Here is a 21,049-nt window from a genome sequence, read left to right as displayed (position 1 = left end):
TCTAAACTCGCTTACTGCCCCTGAAAGAGACTATTCATGACTGACCTACTCACCCGCCCCCTGGCCGACGAAACCTTAGCTGCCCCCAGCGTCCTTGAACTGCGCGACATCGTGCTCGACTACCCCGACGGCGTAGACGCCGATGGTACCCCGCGTACCATGCGCGCCCTAGATCAGGTGAACCTCACCGCCAGCCGCGGCGAGTTCATCGCCCTGACCGGAGCGTCCGGTTCGGGTAAGTCCTCCCTACTCTCGGTCGCCGCCGGGCTTATCACCCCCACCTCCGGAGCCCGCATCATCAACGGCACCGACACCACCGCCTACAAGGACGCCGACCTCGCAGCTCTGCGCCGCACCGACATCGGCATTATCTTCCAGCAGCCCAACCTCATTGCCTCACTCACCGCTGCCGAGCAGCTAGAACTCACCGCCCGCATCAGCGGCGCTCGCGGGGCAGAACTCAAGGCAGCCCGCTCCACCGCTGCCGACCTGCTCGATATGGTAGGGCTGGGCGAAGCTGCTAACCGCCGTGTACACCAGCTTTCTGGCGGTCAGCGTCAGCGCGTCAATATCGCCCGCGCCCTCATGGGCTCGCCCTCCCTGCTCCTGGCTGACGAGCCCACCAGCGCCCTTGACGCCGAACGCTCCGCCGCCATCGTCGAGCTCCTGGCCAACATCACCGCCGAGTTCAAGACCGCAACCCTCATGATCACCCACGACCTCGAACAGATCCAGCTCACCCACCGGGTAGAACACATGGTTGACGGCCGACTCCAGGCCTGACCGGAAGCCTAGGTTTTACCCAGAGAGACAGCCCTCCCGGGCCCCAGCGGGCAGGGTAAACTTGAAGAGGTCAAAATAACCTTTACAAGGACACACCCGTGATTAACTTTCACCGCAACGAACGCGCAGCCTCCCTGCCCGCCCGTCTCTCCCGCTCCTGGCTACTGGTCTCTGCCGCCGCAGACGAAGAAACCATCGCCGCAGCCCTCGAATCAGAGGCCGACTCGGTCATCATCGACATCGAAGACGGCTGCCCCGAAGAGCAGAAGGACGAAGCCCGCGAGCACCTCAAAACCATGCTCAACAGCGGCGCTTCAGCCTGGGTTCGCATTAACGGCATTGAAAGTGACCACTGGGCCAAAGACCTTGAAGCACTCAACCAGGTCAGCGGGCTCAAGGGCGTCATGCTGGCCATGACCGAGCACCCCGACCACGTCACCCGCACCGCCATGATGCTCCCGGCAGGTACCCCCGTCATCGCCCTCATCGAAACCGCCCTGGGCATGGTGAACGTTGTGCGTATCGCCAAGGCCCCCGGCACCTTCCGCCTAGCCTTCGGCGTGGGCGATTACCGCCGCGACACCGGCGTATCAGATGACCGCATCGCGCTGGCCTTTGCCCGTTCCCAGCTGGTGCTAGCCTCCCGCGTGGGCGGCCTAGCCGGCCCCATCGATGGGCCCTCGGTGGGTAAGTACGGTGGCGACCTCCTCCAGGACTGTGCCATCACCACCAGCCACGGTATGACCGGCAAACTCACCCTCGACCCCGCCCAGGCAGAAACCATCAACGTCGGGCTAGCCCCCAGTGCCGACGAGATTAAGTGGGCTCGAGAACTCCTGCAAAAGAGCGAAGGGGATTCCGTGCCCCAGGACGGCTCCTACCTGCCCCGTCTTGCCCGTGCCCGCAAGGTTTCATCGCTGGCCAAGACCTATGGCCTGTGGCGTAGCTAGAAGAACTCCCAGGTGGCAGCGGTAGGATAGGCAGCGTGAAGAAATATCTTGGTTTTCAAACGCGCAGGACGCCCAGCGGCGGCTTCTCCCGCGGGTTCCTGCTGCTCTTTGCCCTACTCCTTGTGCCCTCACTGGCTCTCTGGGGTTTCTACCGCTGGCTCTTTGCCAATGACACCCACTTGCTGGTGGTACCTTTCTTGGCGGTTATCACCGCCTGGATTTGGGCCTACCTCATCGGGTACGGGGCCGAAAACCACCTGGACGAGGGCTAGCCCGCCCGCGCAGGCTCGGGTGTCGCCAGAAGCGGGCGGACGCGTCCGCACGGGTGGTCTATAGACAACAAAAAATCTCGCGGCCCGCACCTAAACCGGTGCGGGCCGCGAGATTTTTACTGATGGAGCCCCCAGTCGGATTTGAACCGACGACCTTTTCTTTACGAGGGAAATGCTCTACCCCTGAGCTATGGAGGCCTGTTCCTACCCCTTTATCGGGGGCGAACGAAAGAAAACTTTACCAGAAAGAGAGGGCTGCAACCACCGGTTGCGTGCACCGCTGACCAAAAGAGCGGTACCCCCAACCCTAGATTTTGTGGCCTGCGACACTAGAATGGATGGCATGACAAGTTCACAGCGTTCCGGGCTGCACCCCCGCCCGGTTTTCAATCAGCTCCCCAAGTACGCCGCAGGTAAACCCCCGGCACCGGTTGAGGGGCTTACCCAGTACAAGCTCTCATCCAACGAGAACCCCTTCGGCCCGGTAGCCTCGGTCGCTCAGATTCTGGCTGAGTTTGATACCGTCCACCGCTACCCCGACCCGCTCTCCACTGCCCTGCGCACTGCCCTGGGGGAGCACCTGGAGGTTGACCCCGAGGATATCGTTACCGGTGCAGGAAGCCTAGGTGCCCTCAACCAGATTCTGACCACCTTTGCAGGTACCCACGCCGACGGTGTGCAGGACGAAGTTATCTACGCCTGGCGTTCCTTCGAGGCCTACCCTATCTGCGTTGGCCTGGCCGGTGCTAAGAGCGTGCAGGTGCCCAACCTGCCCAACGGTGCCCATGACCTAGATGCCATGGCTGCCGCCATAACCGACCAGACCCGCGTCATCCTTATCTGCACCCCCAATAACCCCACCGGTCCGGCCGTCACCGAGTCACAGGTGCGCAACTTCCTGGCCAAGGTACCCAGTGACGTACTCGTGGTGATTGACGAGGCCTACTTCGAGTTCTGTGCGGCCTCCGAGATTCCTGAAGGGCAAGAGCCTCCCGTCAACGGCCTGGACGTCTACCCCGACTACCCCAACGTTGCTATTCTGCGCACCTTCTCCAAGGCTCAGGGCCTGGCTGGTTTGCGCGTGGGCTACTCCATCACCCATCCCGAGGTCACCGCTCACCTGCGCGTGGGTGCCACTCCCTTTGCGGTCAGTGCCCTGGCCGAAAAGGCCGCCGTGGCCTCTCTCGACTACAACGACGAGGTCATGGAGCGAGTAGAACACCTGGTCGCTGAGCGCGAAAAGGTCGTCGCCGGGCTCCAGGAGCTGGGCTACTGGGTGCCCGAAACCCGGGCCAACTTCGTCTGGCTACCCCTGGGTGAGCACTCGGCAGCCTTCGCTGCCCTGGCTGAAGCCAATGCCCTGTCCGTGCGCGCTTTCGCGGGCGAGGGCGTGCGCGTGAGCATTGGCGAGGACGAGGCCAACGCCCGCCTGCTCAAAATCGCAGCAGAGTTCGAAGAACGCACCACCCAGCCCCTCTAAGGGGGCTGGAGAATAGGTGGGTGGGTCCTATCTCCCACCCACCTATCAACTTATTTGCAATTAATCCCTCAAAATTCTAAAAATAGGCCCTCTCTGCCCACCGGCAGGCGTAGGGTTAAGAAAAGGTAGTAACAGAGCAAGACCGGAGACCCCATGTCACAGACACAAACCCCAGGTAACCCCTGGGGAATACCAGAGCGTATCCAGCTCATGAACGAAGCGGGTGAGACCACCCCCCACACCAGCTTCTCAGCCTACGCCGACGAACTGACCGGCGAAGACCTCAAAGACATGTACCGCACCATGGCCCTGACCCGCCGTTTCTGCGACGAAATGACCTCCCTGCAGCGCCAGGGGCAGCTGGCCCTCTGGGTTCCCTCCCGCGGGCAGGAAGCTGCCCAGGTGGCGTCCGCCCGGGCCCTTGCCGCCAACGACTACATCTTCCCCTCCTACCGCGACCACGGGGTTCTTCTCGAACGCGGCATCACCCCCGAAGAAATCACCCCCCTCTTCCGGGGCTCAGGCACCCTGGGCTGGGACGCCAAAAAACACAACGTGCACTCCTACACCCTGGTGCTGGCCGCCCAGGTGCTCCACGCCACCGGCTACGCCATGGGACTGAACCTCGACGCCGAGATCCAGGCAGAAACCGGTCAGGCCCAGACCGGCCAGGGTCAGGCGACCGACCCCGAACAGGACGCCGAGAAGCCCGCCGTAGTGGTCTACTTTGGCGACGGGTCAACAACCGAAGGCGACGTACACGAATCTATGGTCTTTGCGGCCAGCTACAACGCGCCCGTCCTTTTCTTTGTGCAAAATAACCACTGGGCCATCTCTGTGCCCTTTAGCGTGCAGTCCCGCGTGCCCATCTCAACCCGCGCCGCCGGCTACGGGTTTGAGGGCCTGCGCGTGGACGGCAACGACGTGCTAGCCGTCTACGCCGCCACCCGCTACGCCATGGACAAAATCAGGGCGGGGGAGGGTCCTGTGCTGATTGAGGCAGAAACCTACAGACTCGGCCCCCACACCACAGCCGACGACCCCACCAAGTACCGCCCCGAAGACCACGGCGCCACCTACGAGCCGCTCGACCCCATGGTGCGCCTCGAAGCCTACCTGCGCTCAACAGGCCATGCCGATGACGCCTTCTTTGACGAGGTCACCGCCTACACCAAAGAGCAGGTGAAGGGCGTCCGCTCCTACGTTCTTTCCAGCGAACCCGACACTTTCGAAACCTACCTGGACCGCGCCTACGCGGCCCCCCACCAGCAGGTTGAGGACGACCGCGCCTTCTACCGCGCCTACAACGACGGCTTCGAGGAGGACTAAACCATGTCAGACCAGACCCCTCAGCAGGGCACCGAAACCCTCACCCTGGCTAAGGCTATTACCCGCGCCCTACACGATGAAATGACCGCCAACCGCAAGGTTCTGGCCCTGGGCGAAGACATCGGCAAACTCGGTGGTGTCTACCGCGTAACCGACGGCCTGCAAAAAACCTTTGGCCCCACCCGCGTCATGGACACCCCCCTGGGCGAATCCGGTATTATCGGAACCTCCATCGGCATGGCCCTGCGCGGCTACCGGCCCGTACCCGAAATTCAGTTCGATGGTTTCGTCTTCCCCGGCTTCAACCAGATCACCTCGCAGCTTTCCAAAATGCACGGCCGCACCCACGGCCAGTACGAGGTGCCCGTTACCGTCCGTATTCCCTACGGCGGCATGATTGGCTCGGTAGAGCACCACTCGGAGTCCCCCGAGGCCCTCTTCACCCATACCCCGGGCCTGCGCGTGGTGACCCCCTCGTCCCCCCACGACGCCTACTGGATGCTCCGCAAAGCCATCGCCCACCCCGACCCGGTCATCTACTTCGAGCCCAAGCGCCGCTACTGGATGAAGGGCGAGGTCAACTTCGCAGATACCGACTTCGACCCCTTTACCGCCCAGGTAGTACGTGAGGGCGACGACCTCACTATCGCCACCTACGGCCCGCTGGTTCCGGTGGCCCTGGCTGCCGCCCAGGCCGCGGTTGAGGACGGCCGCTCCATCGAGGTCATCGACCTGCGCTCCCTCTCACCGCTTGATATCCCCACCATCGAGGCTTCGGTGCAAAAAACCGGGCGTCTGGTCGTGGCCCACGAGGCCCCCACCTTTGGCGGTATCGGCTCAGATATCGCAGCCGCCATCACCGAGCGTTGCTTCTACCACCTCGAGGCCCCCGTGATCCGCGTGGGCGGCTACCACATGCCCTACCCGGTCTCCCGCGTCGAAGAAGAGTACGTGCCCGGCATAGACCGCCTGCTCGAAGCCGTCGACCGTTCCCTGGCCTACTAAAGCCCGAAAGGCACACCATGTCACAGATTTTTAACCTGCCCGATGTGGGCGAAGGCCTCACCGAGGCAGAAATCCTCAGCTGGAAGGTAGCCCCCGGCGACACCGTCGAGGTCAACGACGTACTCGTTGAAATCGAGACCGCCAAATCGGTTGTTGAGCTGCCCTCCCCCTACGAGGGCACCGTGCAGGAGCTCCTGGTTGCCGAGGGCGAGACGGTAGAGGTCGGCACCCCCATCATCGCTATCGCCGGGGAAGGCGCCGAAGCTGGCGGGGGGAGTAGGCCTGCGGCAGAGCGTCCGGACGCCGCCCCCCAGCAGTCTGCCGCACCGGCAGGGGAGCAGGGCGGCGGCAACGCCCTGGTAGGCTCAGGCCCCAAGGCCGACCCCGTCAAGCGCCGGGCCCGTAAGAAGACAGCCGCTACCCACCCGGTTGCTGCCCAGCCCGTCGCCGTCCCCCAGCCTGCGGCAACCGCTGGGGCAAACGCGTCCACTCCGGTACCTGCAGCAGCACCGCTGACCACCGACAGCCGCCGCCCGCTGCTGACCGGCCTACCCGCCCGCGCGGGCAAGCTCCTGGGCGAAGGCGGCAAGGGAGTGCTCCGCCGCCTGGGAAGCCACGAGCTACCTACAGAAACCGGCACCAGCGAGGTACCCCGCCGCCAGCCCCTCGCCAAGCCCCCCGTGCGTAAAGCAGCCCAAGACATGGGAATCGACCTAGCCCAGGTCACCCCCACCGGCGATCAGGGGCAGGTCACCAAACGCGACCTGCTCAACTACGCAGCCCACCTGAGCCTCAGCGAACAGGCCAACGTCACCGACACCACCGACCCCAAGAGCTTCTGGATCCCGGCAGGTGTTGGTGGTGACCGCATCGAACGTATCAAGGTCAAGGGCGTCCGCAAAGCCACCGCCAAAGCCATGGTCGAATCCGCCTTCAAGGCTCCCCACGTCTCAATCTTCGTCGACGTAGATGCCACCCGCACCATGGAGTTCGTCAAGCGTCTCAAGAAATCCCCCCAGTTCGAGGGCGTCAAAGTCACCCCGCTGCTGATCCTGGCCAAGGCCGTTATCTGGGCAACCGCCCGCACCCCGCAGGTCAACGCCACATGGACCGACTCCGAGATTCAGATTAAGCACTTCATGAACCTTGGAATAGCTGCAGCCACCCCGCGGGGCCTGATGGTCCCCAACATCAAGGACGCCCAGACCATGAACCTGCGGGAGCTGGCGATCGCTCTCAACGACCTGACCACCCGGGCCCGCGAAGGCAAAACCCAGCCCGCCGAAATGCAGCAGGGCACCATGACCATCACCAACATCGGCTCTCTGGGTATTGATACCGGAACCCCGATTATCAACCCCGGTGAGGCTGCCATCATCGCCTTCGGCACCATTAAGCAGAAGCCCTGGGTTGTAGACGGTGAAGTAATTCCCCGCTGGGTTACCACCCTGGGCGGGTCCTTTGACCACCGCGTCCTTGACGGCGACCTGTCGGCTAAGTTCCTGGCAGATGTTGCATCAATCCTTGAGGAGCCCGCGCTCCTCCTCGATATGTAAAGGGCAGAAAAGCACAAGGCCCGGGCACTCATGTGAGCGCCCGGGCCTTGCAGCACACGGTAACTTCGCTGGCTCCGTCAAAAGTTCAACCTGATGGCTAAAAACCAACGGAACGAGTGTGAACAGAGTGAGGCTCCCGCCGGTTAGGGCGGGAGCCTCACAACGCCAAGGTACGAAACCTGGAGCATAATCCGAATTATCTCCCCCAAGAAATCCGAATCTATGGGCACTGAGCCCACATAAGTTCAGGTCTCGTAGGTTACCTTATGCCCTTGAGGTGCTCCTATCGATAATCTCTGGGTCAGTCCCCCAACGTCGCCAGAACACTGAGTCCCCCGACTCAGTGCAAGAAACACTCAAGTTACTGTAAATCTTAGTCGAGGGTGGCTCGGTCTGTATGTCCTCATATAGGGCGACACTAGCGCCTACACCGTGGGTAGGAGGCTAACCGCTTCCCTCAAAATGCCCACAAGACTGCCCCACCATAGATAAGGTGCCCAGACTAAATAAGCTCTAGAAACGTTCCACCACGCCGGTCTGAGAAATCTCAATGGCACTAGGTTCTTCGTCCTCTGAATTGCCATCGTGCACCAGCATGACAGCGGTCTGATCGTCAGCGGGGAAGGCACGCACCGTGATAGTACCGCCTGACGCGTTATCAAAAAGATCAACCGCACACTGGGTAAGCGCCAGCGATACGCGGGAGGGTAGGGCCGAGCCGCGCTCGTCCAGAATATCGACCTTGACCCCGCGCTGGCGGGCCAGCCAGGCGGCGTCCAGAATCTCCTTATTCACGATGTAGCGACCGCGAATCGTATCGCGCAGCTGCGCCTCGGTGAAGCGGAATTCGTCCATCTCGGCGCGGGTCACCGGTGACTCGTTATAGGCGATGCGGTGCAGCATATCCTCGGTCAGGGCGCGGACCTCCTGCACACGCTGGGTAGCGATAGCGCCCATATCGGTCTCTTCGGCGCGCCCGGCGTCCGCGATAATGCGCATACCGCGGGCCTGCCTGGTCTTAGAGACCGCCTGCTCAATCTGCTTGGGCACAATCATGCTCACCAGCATGAGCAGGAAGGGGATAGCAAACTCGGTAGAGAGGGTCAGGCGGGTATCGAAATAGTTGGTGTGCCAGCTCAGCACCAGCACCACAAAGCCACAAAAGAAGAGCCAGCCAAAGAAGGTATGACGGCGCAAGACCAGCCCCGCAGCCAGCAGGGTGTAGGCCATGAGGGGCCAGGAGAGATTGGAGAAGGTAATCGAGTGGCTGATAGCGCTCAGCGTAGTATCAACCGAGTTAAGCCCCAGCACCATGATGATGGGCATCATGACGTCGGGCAGGGCCAGACGCTTGGTGGGAAGGAAAACCGGTAGTGTAGCCAGGGCGTAGAGACTCAGCAGAATCGCCCAGTGGGGGGCGCGGGTGACGGTGTAGTGGTTGTACCAGAAGAAGAAAGACCCCAGAATCAGCAGGGTGACGGTACCCAGAATGAGGGTGAGGATGCGGGAGCGATAGTACTTAGCCAGCATTGGGTTCCTCATGGGGCCACTGGACGACGACGCGGGTGCCCTTCTCCGGTGCCGAGGTAATGGTGACCATACCACCGGCGTCCTCCATAGAGCGAATCATCGATACGCGCACGCCCAGGCGGCGGAAGTCGATGTCGCTCATGGAGAAGCCCTGGCCCTTATCTGAGATGGTACACAGAATGTAGGGGCGTACCTCGTCGGAGCGGGTGGAGTTGAAGGGGCGGCGCATCTCGGTACGAATCGAGATCTGGGTGGTGCGGGTGCCCGAGTGGCGGGCAGAGTTAGATACCGCCTCGGTGACGGCGTGGGTGAAGGCCCTTGCTGCGGTGTAGGGCAGGGTGGAATCGGGGCTGGCGAGCGGGTGCTTTTCGATGGAGTCGGAGACAAAGCGCAGGCGCTGGTTCCAGGGCTCCACGCCCTCTGCAATCTGCTCGGTTAGAGCCTGGAAGGTGATGGGACGCTGGGGCTGGGACTTGAGAGCCTCTTCTTCGAGCACGCCGATGGCGCGGCGGGCTAGCAGGCGGGTGCGCTGGGGTAGCTCGCCGGGGTTACGGCTGGCGTCGAGCAGGGCTGCCATCACGTTATCGTGGACCAGCTTATCGAAGTCTTGCAGCTCCTTGGCGTAGTCGCGGGAGCGGTTGAGCAGAAGCTGGGCAGAGAGGGTCTCGTAGTAGGTCTTATCTGATTCGCGGACGGCGTTGAGGGCAAAGCGGGCCAGGCCGGCCAGCAGGGCGCAACAGAAGCCTAGATAGGCCACACGAATGAGAAGCTCGGTGGCGTCGAGGGGGGAGCCTTTGATCACGTGGGCAGACACCGAGCTGATGACCAGTAGCACCGGGAAAACGATGCTGTGAATGATGCTCTCTCGCGGGCTTTCTTCGAAGACCGGAACCAGCATGGCATAGATGCCAAAGAGCCAAGACCAGGGAATTGCGGAGTGTTCAGCCCCTACCGTGAAGGGCCACAGAAGGTAAGAGCCGTAGGCGATCGCCAGCATAAAGCTCACAACCTTAGCAGAGACCTCCTTGCGAATGCCGTTGAACATCAGCAGGGCAGCGTGGGCTACTAGTAAGGGAATGATCGCCAGATACCAGTAGGAGTCACCCCCGCGAATCTCAGAGATGTTGGCAAGCGACTGGAATAGCAGACCTACAGCGATGAGGGAGTAGATGATTTCCAGGGTGCAGTAGAGGCCGAAGGAGCTCGGCCCCATGAGTCGCTGCTGCCCTGTGGTGAGGGAGAGTGACTTGAAGGAGAAAGAACGGATGCGGTCTGCCCGCGACGGTTGTAGCGCGTGGGCTAGGTCCCGGGAGGCGCCGCCGGTGGTGGTAGACAGGGTGCGTCCTTAGGTCTTCGCGTCTTAGAGGTTGCGGTCTGCGGTTGAGGTGTCTTCCATGGAATCAACCAGGCCGTCTTCGATAGCGCGAATACGCAGGTCGATCTTGGTGGGGGCGGGGCGGCCGACGCGGGCGTACTTCTCGCGGATACGGTCGATATTGGTCTTAACAGCGGACTGCTTGATGCCCATGCGGCGGGCTACCTGTACCTGTGCGAAACCTGAGGCGTAGAGGCGCAGGGTTTCCTGCTCGCGGGGGGAGAGGTTGGCGCGGGAGAACTCGTGGTCACCGTCGATTGCTGCTGCCAGTTCCTTGGTGACAACGGCCCTGCCTTCGGCGATGTTCTTGGCTTCTGCCAGCGCATGTTCGAGGGGCTCTGACTTGCGCACCAGACCAAGGGCACCTGCCTTGAGGGCTTCACGAATCAGGCCGGGGTTTTCTCCGATGCTGAAGATGAGCACCTTGATGCCGGCACGCTGCAGGATGTCGACGTTTTCTGAGGGGCGGGACTTATCTTGCAGGGAGAGGTCGAGCAGCACAACGTCGCAGTCGCGCTTGAGCTTGCCCAGGTCAGCGGACGAGGGGTCGGAGAGACTGCGACCCAGGGCAACGAGAAGGTCTGCCGCGGTGGGTGCTGCGGCAACCAGCTCAATTTCGCTCGCGCCTGCTGCGACAGCTCGCATGCCCTCACGGACAACTTCGTGGTCATCGACAATGCCTACGCGTACTACGCTCATGTTCCCTACTTACCTCGTGTGCTGGTGCAACCTTCACCTGTGGGTGGTGGCTGCTCGTCGGTTGCCCTGTAACTGGAGTGCGGTGAGCAGACTGGGGTGTTTTTTCTTACGAAAATATTTTACAGGCAAAGTGTGGTTCGTGGGCTGAACTGTGGGCGCGGTGACGCGCTCTTACTGTTTTAGCGGCTGCGGGCGTCCGCGGTAGTCAGGGCACGGTGGTAGCGCAGGCCTAGTCCGGCTCCTGCGAGGGCGGCAAGAAGAGCTAGGACACCGGTGGCCAGGACGGTCAGGGCACCGATAGGTAGATCGGGGGCCAAGAGGGGCTGGAGGGCGTAGGCGGGTGCTAGGGGGTGTGTGAGCTGGGCGGTTGCCCACGTGAGCAGGGTGGCAAGAAGTACGCCCAGGGTGCTCATGGCAAGGACGCCCACAGCCTGCTTACCGGGGGCAAGGGCAGTCATGCGCGTAGCAGCATAGCCGCCAAGACCGAAGGCAAGCGAGAGAAGAAGCGCGACCGTGATGATCCAGGGCAGGGCCTGGGCGCGGCTAGCGGGTGCGGTGACCGCCAGAACCGTCTCGGTGAGACCGCTGTAGACAGAGACCCCTAGAACACCCATCAGAGTGCGGGCTAGGGCCAAACCCCCGGTGGTCAAACCGTAGGCAACTAGCGCACCGCAGAAAGCCGGGATAAACTGCACCCGTTTGAGGGCAGTAGCGGGCACCGTCGCGCCCAGATTCGCTGCCGGGCGGGCGGACGCCGGTACCGCCTGCAGGGGCTGGGCAGGAGTTGCCGGTTCAGCAGAATAAACCTGCTGCGTGGGCTGGGGCTGCGCCTGAACCGGAACGGTCTGCTGGTGGTTCTGCTCTGTGGGTGGAACGCGCTGGTAGCGGGTAGCCGAGACCCCGGGGTCTGCTGGGGTGGGTGCCTGGCTGCCACCCGCGTCCTGCCCGAAGGTGCGCGGGTCGAGCACCCGGGTGGGGTCGGAGTCTTCGAAGACAGCGTCCCACTCATCAAAATCACGGCGGTTCTTAGGCTGATCGGTCACCGGCAACGCCCCTTTCTACAAAAATACTTACGCCAGCCCCAGAGCCTGGGGGCTGTACTGGTGGGCCGGGTCGGTGGGGCGCTCATCGGCGCTCACATACTTGATCACCCGGGCGGGGTTACCGACCACTACGGCGTTAGCGGGGACGTCCTTGGTCACCACCGCACCGGCGCCAATCACAGCGTTCTCACCCACGGTGACGCCTGGGCAGAGAATCGCCCCGCCGCCAATCCAGACGTTACGCTCCACCGTAATGGGCAGACCACCCTCCCACAGGGCCTCGCGGTCCACCGGGTTAAGGGGGTGGGTGGGTGTCAAGAACTGTACGTTGGGGCCCACCAGGACGGCATCACCAAAGGTAATGGGGGCAACATCAAGGAAGACGCAACCAAAGTTGAAGAAGCAACCCGCCCCAATATGGGTATTGACCCCGTAATCAAAGGCAACCGAAGGGCGAATTGTGGAGCCCTCACCGAGGGACCCCACAATCTGGGCTAGCACCTCTTGCCTGCGGCTATCGCGGGCCCGGTACAGCCGGGTGTATTCCTCCACCAGCTCCACCACCCGGTAGTGGGTATCGGCACACTCATCGTCCGGGCGGTAGGCGAACCCCGCCGTCATCTGCTCAAAGACGCTCTTACCGGCGCGCAGCTCATCCCAGTTCGTCATGCTAGCCTCCATACGCCAGGGTCATCACACCAATAATCGCTAGGCCAACCCCAATCACAATGAGGCCGGCAATAATCATGCGCTTATTAATCTCACGCATGAGCTCCCGGAATTCCTCGGGGCTAATATCGTCATTTCTACGTCGAGCCATACCCCTAAGTATGTCAGCTCTAGCCCCGCTGTGGCACAATCGTGTGTATGCAGTCAGCCGAAAACTCACCCCGCACCGACACCGACTTCCCCCTGGCCCACCGCCCCTGGGTCAAGAACTACCGGCCAGAAAGCAACAGAGACGTTGCTCTGCCTGAAACCTCACTGAGCCACCTCATGGCTGAAGCCGTGCGCACCGTTCCCCAGAAAATTGCCCTGGAATTCTTCGGCGCCACCACCACCTACGGTGAACTGGGTGACCAGATTCTGCGCGTTGCCGAAGGCCTACGCAAGGCCGGTATTCAGCACGGTGACCGCGTGGCCCTCGTCCTTCCCAACTGCCCCCAACACATCGTGGCCTTCTACGCGATTCTGCGCCTGGGCGCTGTCGTTGTTGAGCACAACCCCCTCTACACCTCCGCCGAGCTGCGCCACATGTTCGAAGACCACCGCGCCAAGGCCGCCATTGTCTGGGACAAGATTGCAGACAATATCACCTCCCTGCCCGCCGATATCCGCCCTAAGAATATCTACGCGGTCAACATGATCGAAGAGATGCCCTTCACCATGCGTACCGCCCTCAAGCTGCCTATCGGCAGCCTCAAGGCCTCCCGCGAAAAGCTCGAAGGCACCGCCCGCGGTACCACTCCCTGGCGTCAGTTCATGAAGAACAGCCCCCTTGCCGCCGACCACCACCGCCCCACAGCCCACGACCTGGCCCTGCTCCAGTACACCTCGGGCACCACCGGCCTGCCCAAGGGCGTCATGCTCACCCACCGCAACCTCGAATCCAACGGACGCATGGGTGAGGAATGGATCCAGCCCGGCAACGACGAGGTAATCTACGCCGTCCTGCCCCTCTTCCACGCCTACGGCATGACCCTGGGCCAGACCATCGCGGCGGTCTGCAAGGCCCGCCTAGTGCTCTTCCCCACCGTAGATATGGACCTCATCTTCCGGGCCATGAAACGAACCACCCCCACGATTCTCCCCGCTGTGCCCCCGGTCTACCGCCGTATGCTCGAAGAAGCTAAAAAGCGCGGTGTCTCCCTGAAAGGCATCCGCTACGCCGTATCCGGTGCCATGCACCTGCCCACCGACCTGGTCGCTGAATGGGAAGAAGCCACCGGCGGCATGCTGGTTGAAGGCTACGGCCTCTCTGAGTGCTCACCCCTGGTCTCCTGCAACCCCCTGAACTCCACCCGCCGAGCAGGCTCAATCGGCGTGCCCTTCCCCTCCACCGACATCCGCGTGGTCGACCCCGAAACCCTCAAAGACGTTCCCGACGGTGCCGAGGGCGAACTGCTGGTACGCGGCCCCCAGGTCATGCGCGGCTACTGGAAACGCGGCGAAGACACCAGCAAAACCCTGCTACCCGGCGGCTGGCTACGCACCGGCGACATCGTGCGCCTGGACCACGACTACTTCATCGAAATCGTTGACCGCATCAAGGAAGTCATCATCACCGGCGGCTTCAACGTCTCACCCACCGAGGTTGAAAACGTGCTCAAACAGCACGACTCGGTAGCGGACTGCGCCGTAGTTGGCCTACCGGACGGCTCCGGCGGCGAAAAAGTCACCGCCGTAATCATCCCCGCCGAGGGCCACGCCATCGACCCCGAAGAGCTCAAACAGCACTGCTACGAGCGCCTGACCCGCTACAAGGTACCCAAGAACTACTACGAGGTCGACGAACTGCCCCGCTCCATGCTGGGCAAGACCCTGCGCCGCAAGGTGCGCGAAAGCCTCGAAGCCAAATACAGCTAGGCTATGCAGGCTCGCGCTTGAAACACGCCCTGCAGGGAGCCGTCCGCCCCCAGCAGGGCGTAGCTGTCTGCGGGCTCTGCTAGGCCGAGGGCAGCGGCGGGGACGCTGGTGGCAGCCCTGGCTGCTTCGGTGAGGGGAATGCCGAAGGCGACAGCCTGCTCTACCGCTCGCGCTAGGGTGAGGGTGCTCCCTGCAATCGTTTCGGTACCCCTGATGCGGGCAACCGAGTCCTGCACCTCTACCGCCAAAGAACCCAGCCGGTAGGGACCGTCCGCGCAACCGGCAGCGGCCATAGCGTCGGTGACCAGGGCTACCCGCCCCGGTGCCAGGGCGAAGGCGGCCCGCACCATGGGCCCGTGTACGTGGACCCCGTCGCAAATAACCTCCAGAGTAACGTGGGAGCTGTCTGCGGCAGCGGCCACCGGGCCGGGCTGACGGTGGTGAAGGGGTCGCATGGCGTTAAAGGTGTGGGTCAGTAGCGACGCGCCCTCGTCGAAGGCGGCTTTAGCCTGGTCGTAGGTGGCGTCGGTATGCCCGACCGCTACTTTGATACCCAGCTCCACACAGCGCTGCAGAGTGGCCAAGCCGGGGTCGGTCTCGGGTGCCAGGGTAATCTGCAGGAGCCTACCTTCTGAGGCCTCCCAGAGCTGTTCCAGGGCATCGGGTGTTGGGGTGCGCAGGGCCTCGGGGGCGTGGGCCCCCTTATGCGCCGGGGAAATGAAGGGCCCCTCAGCATGAAAGCCCACCAGACGGGCCTGCCCCGGCACCTTTTGATCCATCAGAGGCAGGAGCTGGGCCATGCTGGCCTGCATCTGCTCTAGCGGGTTAGACACCAGGGAAGCTACCAGGGCGGACGTCCCCGCCTGACCGTGCACGCGCAGGGCAGGGGCAACGTCAGGGGCATCTTCAAAGGCAGTGCCGCCCCCACCGTGACAGTGAATATCGGTAAAGCCGGGGGCCAGGAGCCAGTCGTGGGCCTCGCGAACCTGGGTGGAGGCCAGCTGATCTGCCGTCAGCTCCTCCCGCCAGCTCTCACCTTCCCCCATGGCCAGCAGGCGCTCGTCCTCTACCAGAACCCAAACCGTGGGGCTGCTCTGCGGGGTGAGATGGCGAAGCGAATGAAAAAGAATGGTGTGTGGCATCAGTGCCCCTATCAATACCTCATGTATTACTGATCGTACATGGCGACCAAGCAAAGCTACGGAGCGTCCACGGTAAATCAACTTCCCTTTTATGACGTTTTATGACTCCGTAACTTTTTGTTGCGGTCATACACGTGACATATGACCTAAAAAGAAGCCGCAGTGGGGAGCGGTCGCGCCACAGTGTTCTAATAGAAGAGGCGTCTAGCCTGGACGCCCGAAACCACATCAGCACACAGCGCTAGAGACGGTGCCGCTGAACCGTGGCCGCACACACCACTATTTCTCAACAGAAAGATTCATAGCCGTGAAGAAATTTGTTGCCACTCTGGCTCTCGTACCCCTTGCATTCGGTCTTGCAGCCTGCGGCTCATCCTCCAGCGACGACGTCGTCAAAATCGGCGTAGTGGGCACCGACCCCTCCAACGACAAGCTCGTTGAGGTCGCAAAGGCAGAGGGAATCAACATCGAAATCGTTGAATTCTCCGACTACACCCAGCCCAACCCCGCCCTGAGCTCCGGCGAAATCGACCTCAACTGGTTCCAGCACATCGCCTACCTCTCCAACTACAACGTAGAAGCTAACGACGACCTGCAGATCGTAGGCCCCACCGTCATCTACCCCATGGCGCTGTTCTCCAACAAGCACGACTCCATCTCAGCACTGCCCCAGGACGCTGAAATCGCAATCCCCAACGACACCGTCAACGAAGCACGCGCCCTGCTGCTGCTCGAAGCTAACGGCCTGGTCTCCTTCACCTCAGAAACCACCAGCCCCACCGTTGACGACGTCGACACCGCTGCCTCCAAGGTCACCGTCACCCCCGTCGACGCCGCCCAGACCGTGCTCGCCCTCGAATCCGTTGACGGCTCCGTCATCAACAACGACTTCCTCAAGGACGCCGGCCTGAACCCCAAGGACGCCCTGGCCCAGGACGACCCCGCTAACGAGTCAGCCCGCCCCTACGTCAACCTCTTCGTCTCCACCGCCGATAACGCCGACAACGAGACCTACAAGAAGATCGTAGAGCTCTACCACACCGAAGAAGTTCAGGCAGTGGTACAGGAAGACACCCAGGGCACCGCAGTTGAAGTCACCACCGACGTCTCCGAACTGCGCTCCACCCTGGCAACCCTCGAAGAGCAGAAGCGCAACGGCTAAAACACTAGGTGAAAGCTCACCCTTGAGCTAGCTCACGCACCCCATAAGCGGCAGCCAACCTGCGGTAGGCTAGACACTTCGGCTCCGTCCGGTGCCCAGCTCTAGCCCCGCAGCAGCTGCCGCTTTGTGCACCCACCCCAGCAGGTGCGTCCGCCCGCAGCCACAGTAAGCCCCCAACCGAAGAAGAAGACATGACCGAACAGCGACTACAGCCAACCGGGCCCCAGCCCATGGTCGTGCTGAACAACGTGACCAAAGAGTTCAAGGTCGGCAAAAAAACTGTCACCGCCGTCAACGGCGTAGACCTCACCATCAACAAGGGTGAAATCTTCGCCATCATCGGCTACTCCGGTGCCGGTAAATCAACCCTGGTACGCCTAATCAACGGCCTAGAAGCCATCACCTCCGGCTCACTCACCGTCGACGGTTTTGAAATCGCCGGCAAGCGCGAATCACAGCTGCGCCAGGTACGCACCAATATCGGCATGATCTTCCAGCAGTTCAACCTCATGAACTCCCGCACCGTTGCCGGCAACGTCGAATTCCCCCTCATCATCGCAGGCTGGGACAAGGCCAAGCGCGCCGAACGCGTAGCAGAGCTGCTGGACTTCGTAGGCCTGGCCGACAAGGCCAAAAACTACCCCGACCAGCTCTCAGGCGGCCAGAAGCAGCGCGTCGGTATCGCCCGTGCCCTTGCCACCTCACCCTCCCTGCTGCTGGCCGACGAATCAACCAGCGCCCTGGACCCCGAAACCACCGCTGAAGTGCTCGACCTGCTTAAAAAGGTCAACGCCGAGCTGGGCATCACGGTCATCGTCATTACCCACGAAATGGACGTCGTTTCCACCATCGCCGACCGCGTCGCCGTCATGGAAAACGGCCGTGTGGTCGAATCAGGCAACGTCTACGACGTCTTCTCCAACCCCCAAACCGAGGTCGCCCGCCGCTTCGTCGGCACCACCGTCAAGTCCCTGCCCGTAGGCGACGAAGCAGCCGACCTCAAAGCCCGCCACAAGGGCTATCTCATCAACATCGAAATCACCGAAGGCAACAACGGCATCGGTAAGGTCCTTTCTTACCTGGGCTCCCGCAACGTCTCCTTCAACATCGTGCAGGGCGGCCTCGAAACCCTGCAAGGTAAGAGCTACGGCAACCTCACCCTCGAACTGCTGGGCGACGTCACCAGCCTCGACGCTGTGGTCGCTGAACTCAAGACCGTCACCCGCGTGCAGGAGGTACGCTAACCGTGGACTCAACCTTCGTCACCGACAAACTCATCCCCGCCCTCGGCGACACCCTCTACATGGTCTCACTGACCATGCTGGTCGCCGGTGCCCTGGGCATGATCTTCGGCCTGCTGCTCTACACCACCCGCCAGGGCAACATCCTAGCTAACCGCTTCGTCAATATCCTGCTGAACGTCGTGGTCAACGTGGTACGCCCCATCCCCTTCATCATCCTGCTCGCGGCCTTGGGCCCCCTGACCCAGATGGTGGTCGGCACTCGCCTGGGCGTCAACGCCGCCATCTTCGCCATGGTCTTTGGCGCGACCTTCGCCATCGCCCGCATCGTCGAGCAGAACATGGTATCGATTGATCCCGGCGTTATTGAGGCCGCCCGCGCCATGGGCGCCTCCAAGATGCGCATCCTCTTCACCGTCATGATCCCCGAAGCCCTCGGCCCGCTGATTCTGGGCTACACCTTCCTCGTCATCGGCGTAGTCGACATGTCAGCTATGGCCGGTTACATCGGCGGTGGCGGCCTGGGTAAGGTCGCCCTGGTGGATGGCTACCAGCGCTTCAACGAAGTCATTACTTGGTCTGTTGTCGCCGTAATCATTATTTTGGTTCAGCTTATCCAGCTGGTGGGCAACATGCTGGCCCGCAAGGTCATGCGCCGATAAGGCAGACCGAAGGACGCGCGGATGCGCTTTTGCCGGCTAACCTTCTTGCTGGTTCGCTGACGCTCACAAGCAATTCATGCCAGCCCCAGCCAGCCGGCTCCAAGCGCATCCGCACGTCCTCTTCTGTTATCCCACCGCATAAAACGGGATAGTTAAGGGCCGGTTCCCCGTCGGGAGCCGGCCCTAAATTTTATAAATAAATCTTAGAACGATGGCCAACTTCAAGAGCCAGTATGATGAACTCGCCCTGATTGAAGTGGAGGATGACCCGGTAATTCCCAATGCGATAGCGCCAAAGCCCCGAGTAATTACCGGTAAGGGCCTTGCACTGGGCAACAGGCTCCGGTGACTCAGAAAGTCTCTCTAAAGTAGCCAGTATTCGTCGAGATACCGGCTTATCTAGCTTTTTGAGGTCCTTGAGGAAGTCAGGGTCATAGCGAAGATTCCACTGTTCCGCGGCCATCTTAGAGACCTAGTTCAGCCCGGATTTCTGCGGTGCTGTAGGTTGCTCTTTCCCCTTTCTGGATAGCCTGGACCTTGGCGTGCAGCTGCGCTGCATGTTCAGCTTCAGCGATATGCTCTTCAATGATGCTCCGGACACAATACGCCACAGAACGGTCAGACTCAGTAGCAAGTTTGCTGAGACGTTCCTTCAAGGAAGAGGGAATGCGGATGGTGAGGACGCTATCGGCAACAGTCATGTATTCATTGTATGACAGTGAATACATGAAAGAAATAGATTTAGCTAAGGGCCGGTTCCCCGTCGGGAGCCGGCCCTTTTGCCGTCTAATCGTTTTTCTTGCCGCTAATCCAGGACGAGTCGTAGAGCCCACCCAGACCCGGTCCGTCCCCGCCCTTTCGGTCAGTGCCGCGTTCAAACTCCTGCTCGTAGAGGCGCTCCGCAAAATCGGTGGGGCGCATGAGCCGCTCGTCGTCCTCATCGTCGTGGTCAGTGAACCGGGAGAGGGCAAAGATTCCGTAGAGCAGGGCAGCAAAGAGTAGGAAGAAGAAGGCCAGCTCGGCCCACATAATTACATAGTTACGGCGCAGTTCCGGGGTTGCGTCGCTGTAGATAGCGGGCACTACCAAGAAAGATGCCACCGCCAGAATCACCGCCACGATAGTGAGGGAGTGCGGTAGCCAGTACCAGCGGCTGCGGAGCCGTTTGCCCCGCTGGCTGTCGGGGTTCGTCCGCGCTGGGTGGGCGGTGGCGCCTGACCCGAGCGGTGCGGACGCCTGCCCCGGCACCTGCTCTTCAGCCTCCTGCTGCCCGGTCAGGGCCTGGGGCGGGAGGAATTCGCGGTAGTAGGCGCGTTCGTCGTCACTGAGGTCTTCGAGGCGGCGGCCGTAGCGTGAGGGGCGCGGGTTCTGCTCGGGGTCTGTCACTGCTCGTCCTTGAGAAGTTGGTGAGGGTTAGCGGTCGCGGTCGGGCAGGTGCCCTACCCAGGCGTCGAGCTGGGCGAGGAAGGCTGGGTCGGTGAAGGAGCTAAACCGCCCGATCCCTGCCGTCAGCAGGGGAGCGGGGGTGGCGGCGTCCGGCTCTGGCTGGTAAATCAGGCAGTTGGTGCCAGCTGCGGTAGCGGCCCTCATGCCGGTGACGGAGTCTTCCACGGTGAGGGCCTGCTCGGGGGCAAAGCCCAGGCGGCGGGTTGCTTCGAGGTAGATGTCGGGGGCGGGCTTACCTTCTTCGACGTCGTGGAAGGAGACCCAGGTGTCCAGGTAGGGGGCGTAGCCGAAGTGGGTGAGTTTTTTGGTCAGTAGCTTGTCGCCGGAGTTGGATGCCACCGCCACGGGGATTTTGGCTGAGAGGAGTTTGACGACGTCGAGGGCGCCGTCGATTGCGGTGACGCCTCGGTCGATGATGTCGAACTCGGTGGTGGTGATGGTGGTGTAGACGCTGTCGCGGAAGGCTTCGGGGGAGCCGTCGAATTCGGAGGCCAGCGGGGTGAGGGCTGAGAGACGGTCGGCAAGATCGCCGGCTGAGATGCCGACGAGGGAGGCTTCGAGTTCGGGGGTGAGCTCTACCCGGTAGTGTTTGAACATTTCGGCCTGGATTTTGCCCCAGAGGGTTTCGGAGTCGAGCAGGACGCCGTCGCAGTCGAAGACGGCGCAGGCAGGGGCAAAGTGGGCGGGGGCTGAGTGAAGTTCAAACATGGTTCTATGCTCTCATACCGAAGAGAAGAGAGCATACGGTGTGTCACGAGTACCTGGCACCTAGCCGCTGCAAGCTTGTG

The 21,049-nt window shown here is 61.8% G+C and carries 22 protein-coding genes and 1 tRNA gene; 11 read left to right on the top strand and 12 right to left on the bottom strand.

Annotation, left to right across the window (positions count from 1 at the left end):
• Window positions 1–36: 36 nt before the first annotated feature.
• The 3 genes from ACED88_RS05615 (at window position 37) to ACED88_RS05605 (ending at window position 2,005) form a co-directional block, all read left to right on the top strand.
• On the top strand, window positions 37–783 hold the full coding sequence (locus tag ACED88_RS05615; RefSeq protein ID WP_449109014.1) for an ABC transporter ATP-binding protein: 747 nt from the start codon (window positions 37–39) through the stop codon (window positions 781–783).
• Between the two features lie 98 nt (window positions 784–881).
• Window positions 882–1,733: an HpcH/HpaI aldolase/citrate lyase family protein gene (locus ACED88_RS05610; protein ID WP_449109013.1), complete on the top strand. Its 852-nt coding sequence runs from the start codon at window positions 882–884 to the stop codon at window positions 1,731–1,733.
• A gap of 35 nt (window positions 1,734–1,768) precedes the next feature.
• Window positions 1,769–2,005: a hypothetical protein gene (locus tag ACED88_RS05605; protein WP_237205643.1), complete on the top strand. Its 237-nt coding sequence runs from the start codon at window positions 1,769–1,771 to the stop codon at window positions 2,003–2,005.
• A 123-nt stretch (window positions 2,006–2,128) separates the two neighbouring features.
• On the opposite strand, the gene ACED88_RS05600 is transcribed toward ACED88_RS05605, so the two are convergent.
• Window positions 2,129–2,203 (bottom strand) — tRNA-Thr (locus ACED88_RS05600).
• Between the two features lie 145 nt (window positions 2,204–2,348).
• Here ACED88_RS05600 and ACED88_RS05595 point away from each other — a divergent pair.
• The 4 genes from ACED88_RS05595 to ACED88_RS05580 all read left to right on the top strand — a co-directional run bounded on the left by ACED88_RS05595 (window position 2,349) and on the right by ACED88_RS05580 (window position 7,375).
• Window positions 2,349–3,485, top strand: coding sequence for a histidinol-phosphate transaminase (locus ACED88_RS05595; RefSeq protein ID WP_449109012.1), 1,137 nt, complete (start codon window positions 2,349–2,351; stop codon window positions 3,483–3,485).
• Between the two features lie 153 nt (window positions 3,486–3,638).
• Window positions 3,639–4,814, top strand: a complete 1,176-nt coding sequence (locus tag ACED88_RS05590) for a thiamine pyrophosphate-dependent enzyme (RefSeq protein WP_449109011.1) — start codon at window positions 3,639–3,641, stop codon at window positions 4,812–4,814.
• Between the two features lie 3 nt (window positions 4,815–4,817).
• On the top strand, window positions 4,818–5,819 hold the full coding sequence (locus ACED88_RS05585; protein ID WP_237205646.1) for an alpha-ketoacid dehydrogenase subunit beta: 1,002 nt from the start codon (window positions 4,818–4,820) through the stop codon (window positions 5,817–5,819).
• Window positions 5,820–5,836: 17 nt separating this feature from the next.
• Window positions 5,837–7,375: a dihydrolipoamide acetyltransferase family protein gene (locus tag ACED88_RS05580; protein ID WP_449109010.1), complete on the top strand. Its 1,539-nt coding sequence runs from the start codon at window positions 5,837–5,839 to the stop codon at window positions 7,373–7,375.
• 513 nt (window positions 7,376–7,888) lie between these two features.
• On the opposite strand, the gene ACED88_RS05575 is transcribed toward ACED88_RS05580, so the two are convergent.
• The 6 genes from ACED88_RS05575 to ACED88_RS05550 all read right to left on the bottom strand — a co-directional run bounded on the left by ACED88_RS05575 (window position 7,889) and on the right by ACED88_RS05550 (window position 12,842).
• Window positions 7,889–8,905, bottom strand: coding sequence for a hypothetical protein (locus ACED88_RS05575; RefSeq protein WP_449109009.1), 1,017 nt, complete (start codon window positions 8,903–8,905; stop codon window positions 7,889–7,891).
• Window positions 8,895–10,118, bottom strand: a complete 1,224-nt coding sequence (locus ACED88_RS05570) for an ATP-binding protein (protein WP_431464039.1) — start codon at window positions 10,116–10,118, stop codon at window positions 8,895–8,897. The genes ACED88_RS05575 and ACED88_RS05570 overlap by 11 nt, the downstream gene beginning before the upstream one ends.
• 147 nt (window positions 10,119–10,265) lie before the next feature.
• Window positions 10,266–10,979: a response regulator transcription factor gene (locus tag ACED88_RS05565; RefSeq protein ID WP_237196459.1), complete on the bottom strand. Its 714-nt coding sequence runs from the start codon at window positions 10,977–10,979 to the stop codon at window positions 10,266–10,268.
• Window positions 10,980–11,158: 179 nt separating this feature from the next.
• Window positions 11,159–12,022: a hypothetical protein gene (locus ACED88_RS05560; protein WP_449109008.1), complete on the bottom strand. Its 864-nt coding sequence runs from the start codon at window positions 12,020–12,022 to the stop codon at window positions 11,159–11,161.
• Window positions 12,023–12,049: 27 nt separating this feature from the next.
• Window positions 12,050–12,691: a sugar O-acetyltransferase gene (locus ACED88_RS05555; RefSeq protein WP_449109007.1), complete on the bottom strand. Its 642-nt coding sequence runs from the start codon at window positions 12,689–12,691 to the stop codon at window positions 12,050–12,052.
• A gap of 1 nt (window position 12,692) precedes the next feature.
• On the bottom strand, window positions 12,693–12,842 hold the full coding sequence (locus tag ACED88_RS05550) for a hypothetical protein (RefSeq protein WP_449109006.1): 150 nt from the start codon (window positions 12,840–12,842) through the stop codon (window positions 12,693–12,695).
• 47 nt (window positions 12,843–12,889) lie between these two features.
• Here ACED88_RS05550 and ACED88_RS05545 point away from each other — a divergent pair, with 47 nt between their 5' ends.
• Window positions 12,890–14,608: a long-chain-fatty-acid--CoA ligase gene (locus tag ACED88_RS05545; protein WP_449109005.1), complete on the top strand. Its 1,719-nt coding sequence runs from the start codon at window positions 12,890–12,892 to the stop codon at window positions 14,606–14,608.
• On the opposite strand, the gene ACED88_RS05540 is transcribed toward ACED88_RS05545, so the two are convergent.
• Window positions 14,605–15,750: an N-acetylglucosamine-6-phosphate deacetylase gene (locus ACED88_RS05540; protein WP_449109004.1), complete on the bottom strand. Its 1,146-nt coding sequence runs from the start codon at window positions 15,748–15,750 to the stop codon at window positions 14,605–14,607. The two genes, ACED88_RS05545 and ACED88_RS05540, sit on opposite strands and share 4 nt — an antisense overlap.
• 307 nt (window positions 15,751–16,057) lie before the next feature.
• Between ACED88_RS05540 and ACED88_RS05535 the strand changes: the two genes are divergently transcribed.
• The 3 genes from ACED88_RS05535 to ACED88_RS05525 all read left to right on the top strand — a co-directional run bounded on the left by ACED88_RS05535 (window position 16,058) and on the right by ACED88_RS05525 (window position 18,815).
• Window positions 16,058–16,912 (top strand): MetQ/NlpA family ABC transporter substrate-binding protein, encoded by an 855-nt coding sequence (locus ACED88_RS05535; protein ID WP_449109003.1) that lies wholly within the window; start codon window positions 16,058–16,060, stop codon window positions 16,910–16,912.
• Between the two features lie 191 nt (window positions 16,913–17,103).
• Complete coding sequence (locus ACED88_RS05530; RefSeq protein WP_237222194.1) at window positions 17,104–18,156, top strand: methionine ABC transporter ATP-binding protein; 1,053 nt, start codon at window positions 17,104–17,106, stop codon at window positions 18,154–18,156.
• Between the two features lie 59 nt (window positions 18,157–18,215).
• Window positions 18,216–18,815 (top strand): methionine ABC transporter permease, encoded by a 600-nt coding sequence (locus ACED88_RS05525; protein WP_185174719.1) that lies wholly within the window; start codon window positions 18,216–18,218, stop codon window positions 18,813–18,815.
• 190 nt (window positions 18,816–19,005) lie between these two features.
• Here the strand turns inward: ACED88_RS05525 and ACED88_RS05520 are convergent, their stop codons facing one another.
• The 4 genes from ACED88_RS05520 to ACED88_RS05505 form a co-directional block, all read right to left on the bottom strand.
• Window positions 19,006–19,278, bottom strand: coding sequence for a type II toxin-antitoxin system RelE family toxin (locus ACED88_RS05520; RefSeq protein ID WP_449109002.1), 273 nt, complete (start codon window positions 19,276–19,278; stop codon window positions 19,006–19,008).
• Between the two features lies 1 nt (window position 19,279).
• Window positions 19,280–19,516: a type II toxin-antitoxin system RelB family antitoxin gene (relB, locus tag ACED88_RS05515; RefSeq protein ID WP_449109001.1), complete on the bottom strand. Its 237-nt coding sequence runs from the start codon at window positions 19,514–19,516 to the stop codon at window positions 19,280–19,282.
• A gap of 85 nt (window positions 19,517–19,601) precedes the next feature.
• Complete coding sequence (locus ACED88_RS05510; RefSeq protein WP_449109000.1) at window positions 19,602–20,201, bottom strand: hypothetical protein; 600 nt, start codon at window positions 20,199–20,201, stop codon at window positions 19,602–19,604.
• Between the two features lie 27 nt (window positions 20,202–20,228).
• Window positions 20,229–20,969 carry an HAD family hydrolase gene (locus ACED88_RS05505; protein WP_449108999.1) on the bottom strand — a complete coding sequence of 247 codons (741 nt, stop codon included), beginning with the start codon at window positions 20,967–20,969 and terminating at the stop codon, window positions 20,229–20,231.
• Window positions 20,970–21,049 lie beyond the last annotated feature (80 nt).

It is taken from the genome of Rothia sp. 11273D007AR, from assembly GCF_053547255.1.
The sequence above is the reverse complement of the archived record's forward strand: the minus strand, read 5'-3'. Positions and strand labels throughout refer to the sequence as shown.

Excerpts from the sequence above, each read along its gene's own strand:
- ACED88_RS05615 (WP_449109014.1), top strand. The coding sequence starts at position 37 with ATGACTGACCTACTCACCCGCCCCCTGGCCGACGAAACCTTAGCTGCC.
- ACED88_RS05595 (WP_449109012.1), top strand. The coding sequence starts at position 2,349 with ATGACAAGTTCACAGCGTTCCGGGCTGCACCCCCGCCCGGTTTTCAAT.
- ACED88_RS05590 (WP_449109011.1), top strand. The coding sequence starts at position 3,639 with ATGTCACAGACACAAACCCCAGGTAACCCCTGGGGAATACCAGAGCGT.
- ACED88_RS05585 (WP_237205646.1), top strand. The coding sequence starts at position 4,818 with ATGTCAGACCAGACCCCTCAGCAGGGCACCGAAACCCTCACCCTGGCT.
- ACED88_RS05580 (WP_449109010.1), top strand. The coding sequence starts at position 5,837 with ATGTCACAGATTTTTAACCTGCCCGATGTGGGCGAAGGCCTCACCGAG.
- ACED88_RS05575 (WP_449109009.1), bottom strand. The coding sequence starts at position 8,905 with ATGCTGGCTAAGTACTATCGCTCCCGCATCCTCACCCTCATTCTGGGT.
- ACED88_RS05570 (WP_431464039.1), bottom strand. The coding sequence starts at position 10,118 with ATGGGGCCGAGCTCCTTCGGCCTCTACTGCACCCTGGAAATCATCTAC.
- ACED88_RS05565 (WP_237196459.1), bottom strand. The coding sequence starts at position 10,979 with ATGAGCGTAGTACGCGTAGGCATTGTCGATGACCACGAAGTTGTCCGT.
- ACED88_RS05555 (WP_449109007.1), bottom strand. The coding sequence starts at position 12,691 with ATGACGAACTGGGATGAGCTGCGCGCCGGTAAGAGCGTCTTTGAGCAG.
- ACED88_RS05550 (WP_449109006.1), bottom strand. The coding sequence starts at position 12,842 with ATGGCTCGACGTAGAAATGACGATATTAGCCCCGAGGAATTCCGGGAG.
- ACED88_RS05545 (WP_449109005.1), top strand. The coding sequence starts at position 12,890 with ATGCAGTCAGCCGAAAACTCACCCCGCACCGACACCGACTTCCCCCTG.
- ACED88_RS05540 (WP_449109004.1), bottom strand. The coding sequence starts at position 15,750 with ATGCCACACACCATTCTTTTTCATTCGCTTCGCCATCTCACCCCGCAG.
- ACED88_RS05530 (WP_237222194.1), top strand. The coding sequence starts at position 17,104 with ATGACCGAACAGCGACTACAGCCAACCGGGCCCCAGCCCATGGTCGTG.
- ACED88_RS05525 (WP_185174719.1), top strand. The coding sequence starts at position 18,216 with ATGGTCTCACTGACCATGCTGGTCGCCGGTGCCCTGGGCATGATCTTC.
- ACED88_RS05520 (WP_449109002.1), bottom strand. The coding sequence starts at position 19,278 with ATGGCCGCGGAACAGTGGAATCTTCGCTATGACCCTGACTTCCTCAAG.
- relB (WP_449109001.1), bottom strand. The coding sequence starts at position 19,516 with ATGACTGTTGCCGATAGCGTCCTCACCATCCGCATTCCCTCTTCCTTG.
- ACED88_RS05505 (WP_449108999.1), bottom strand. The coding sequence starts at position 20,969 with ATGTTTGAACTTCACTCAGCCCCCGCCCACTTTGCCCCTGCCTGCGCC.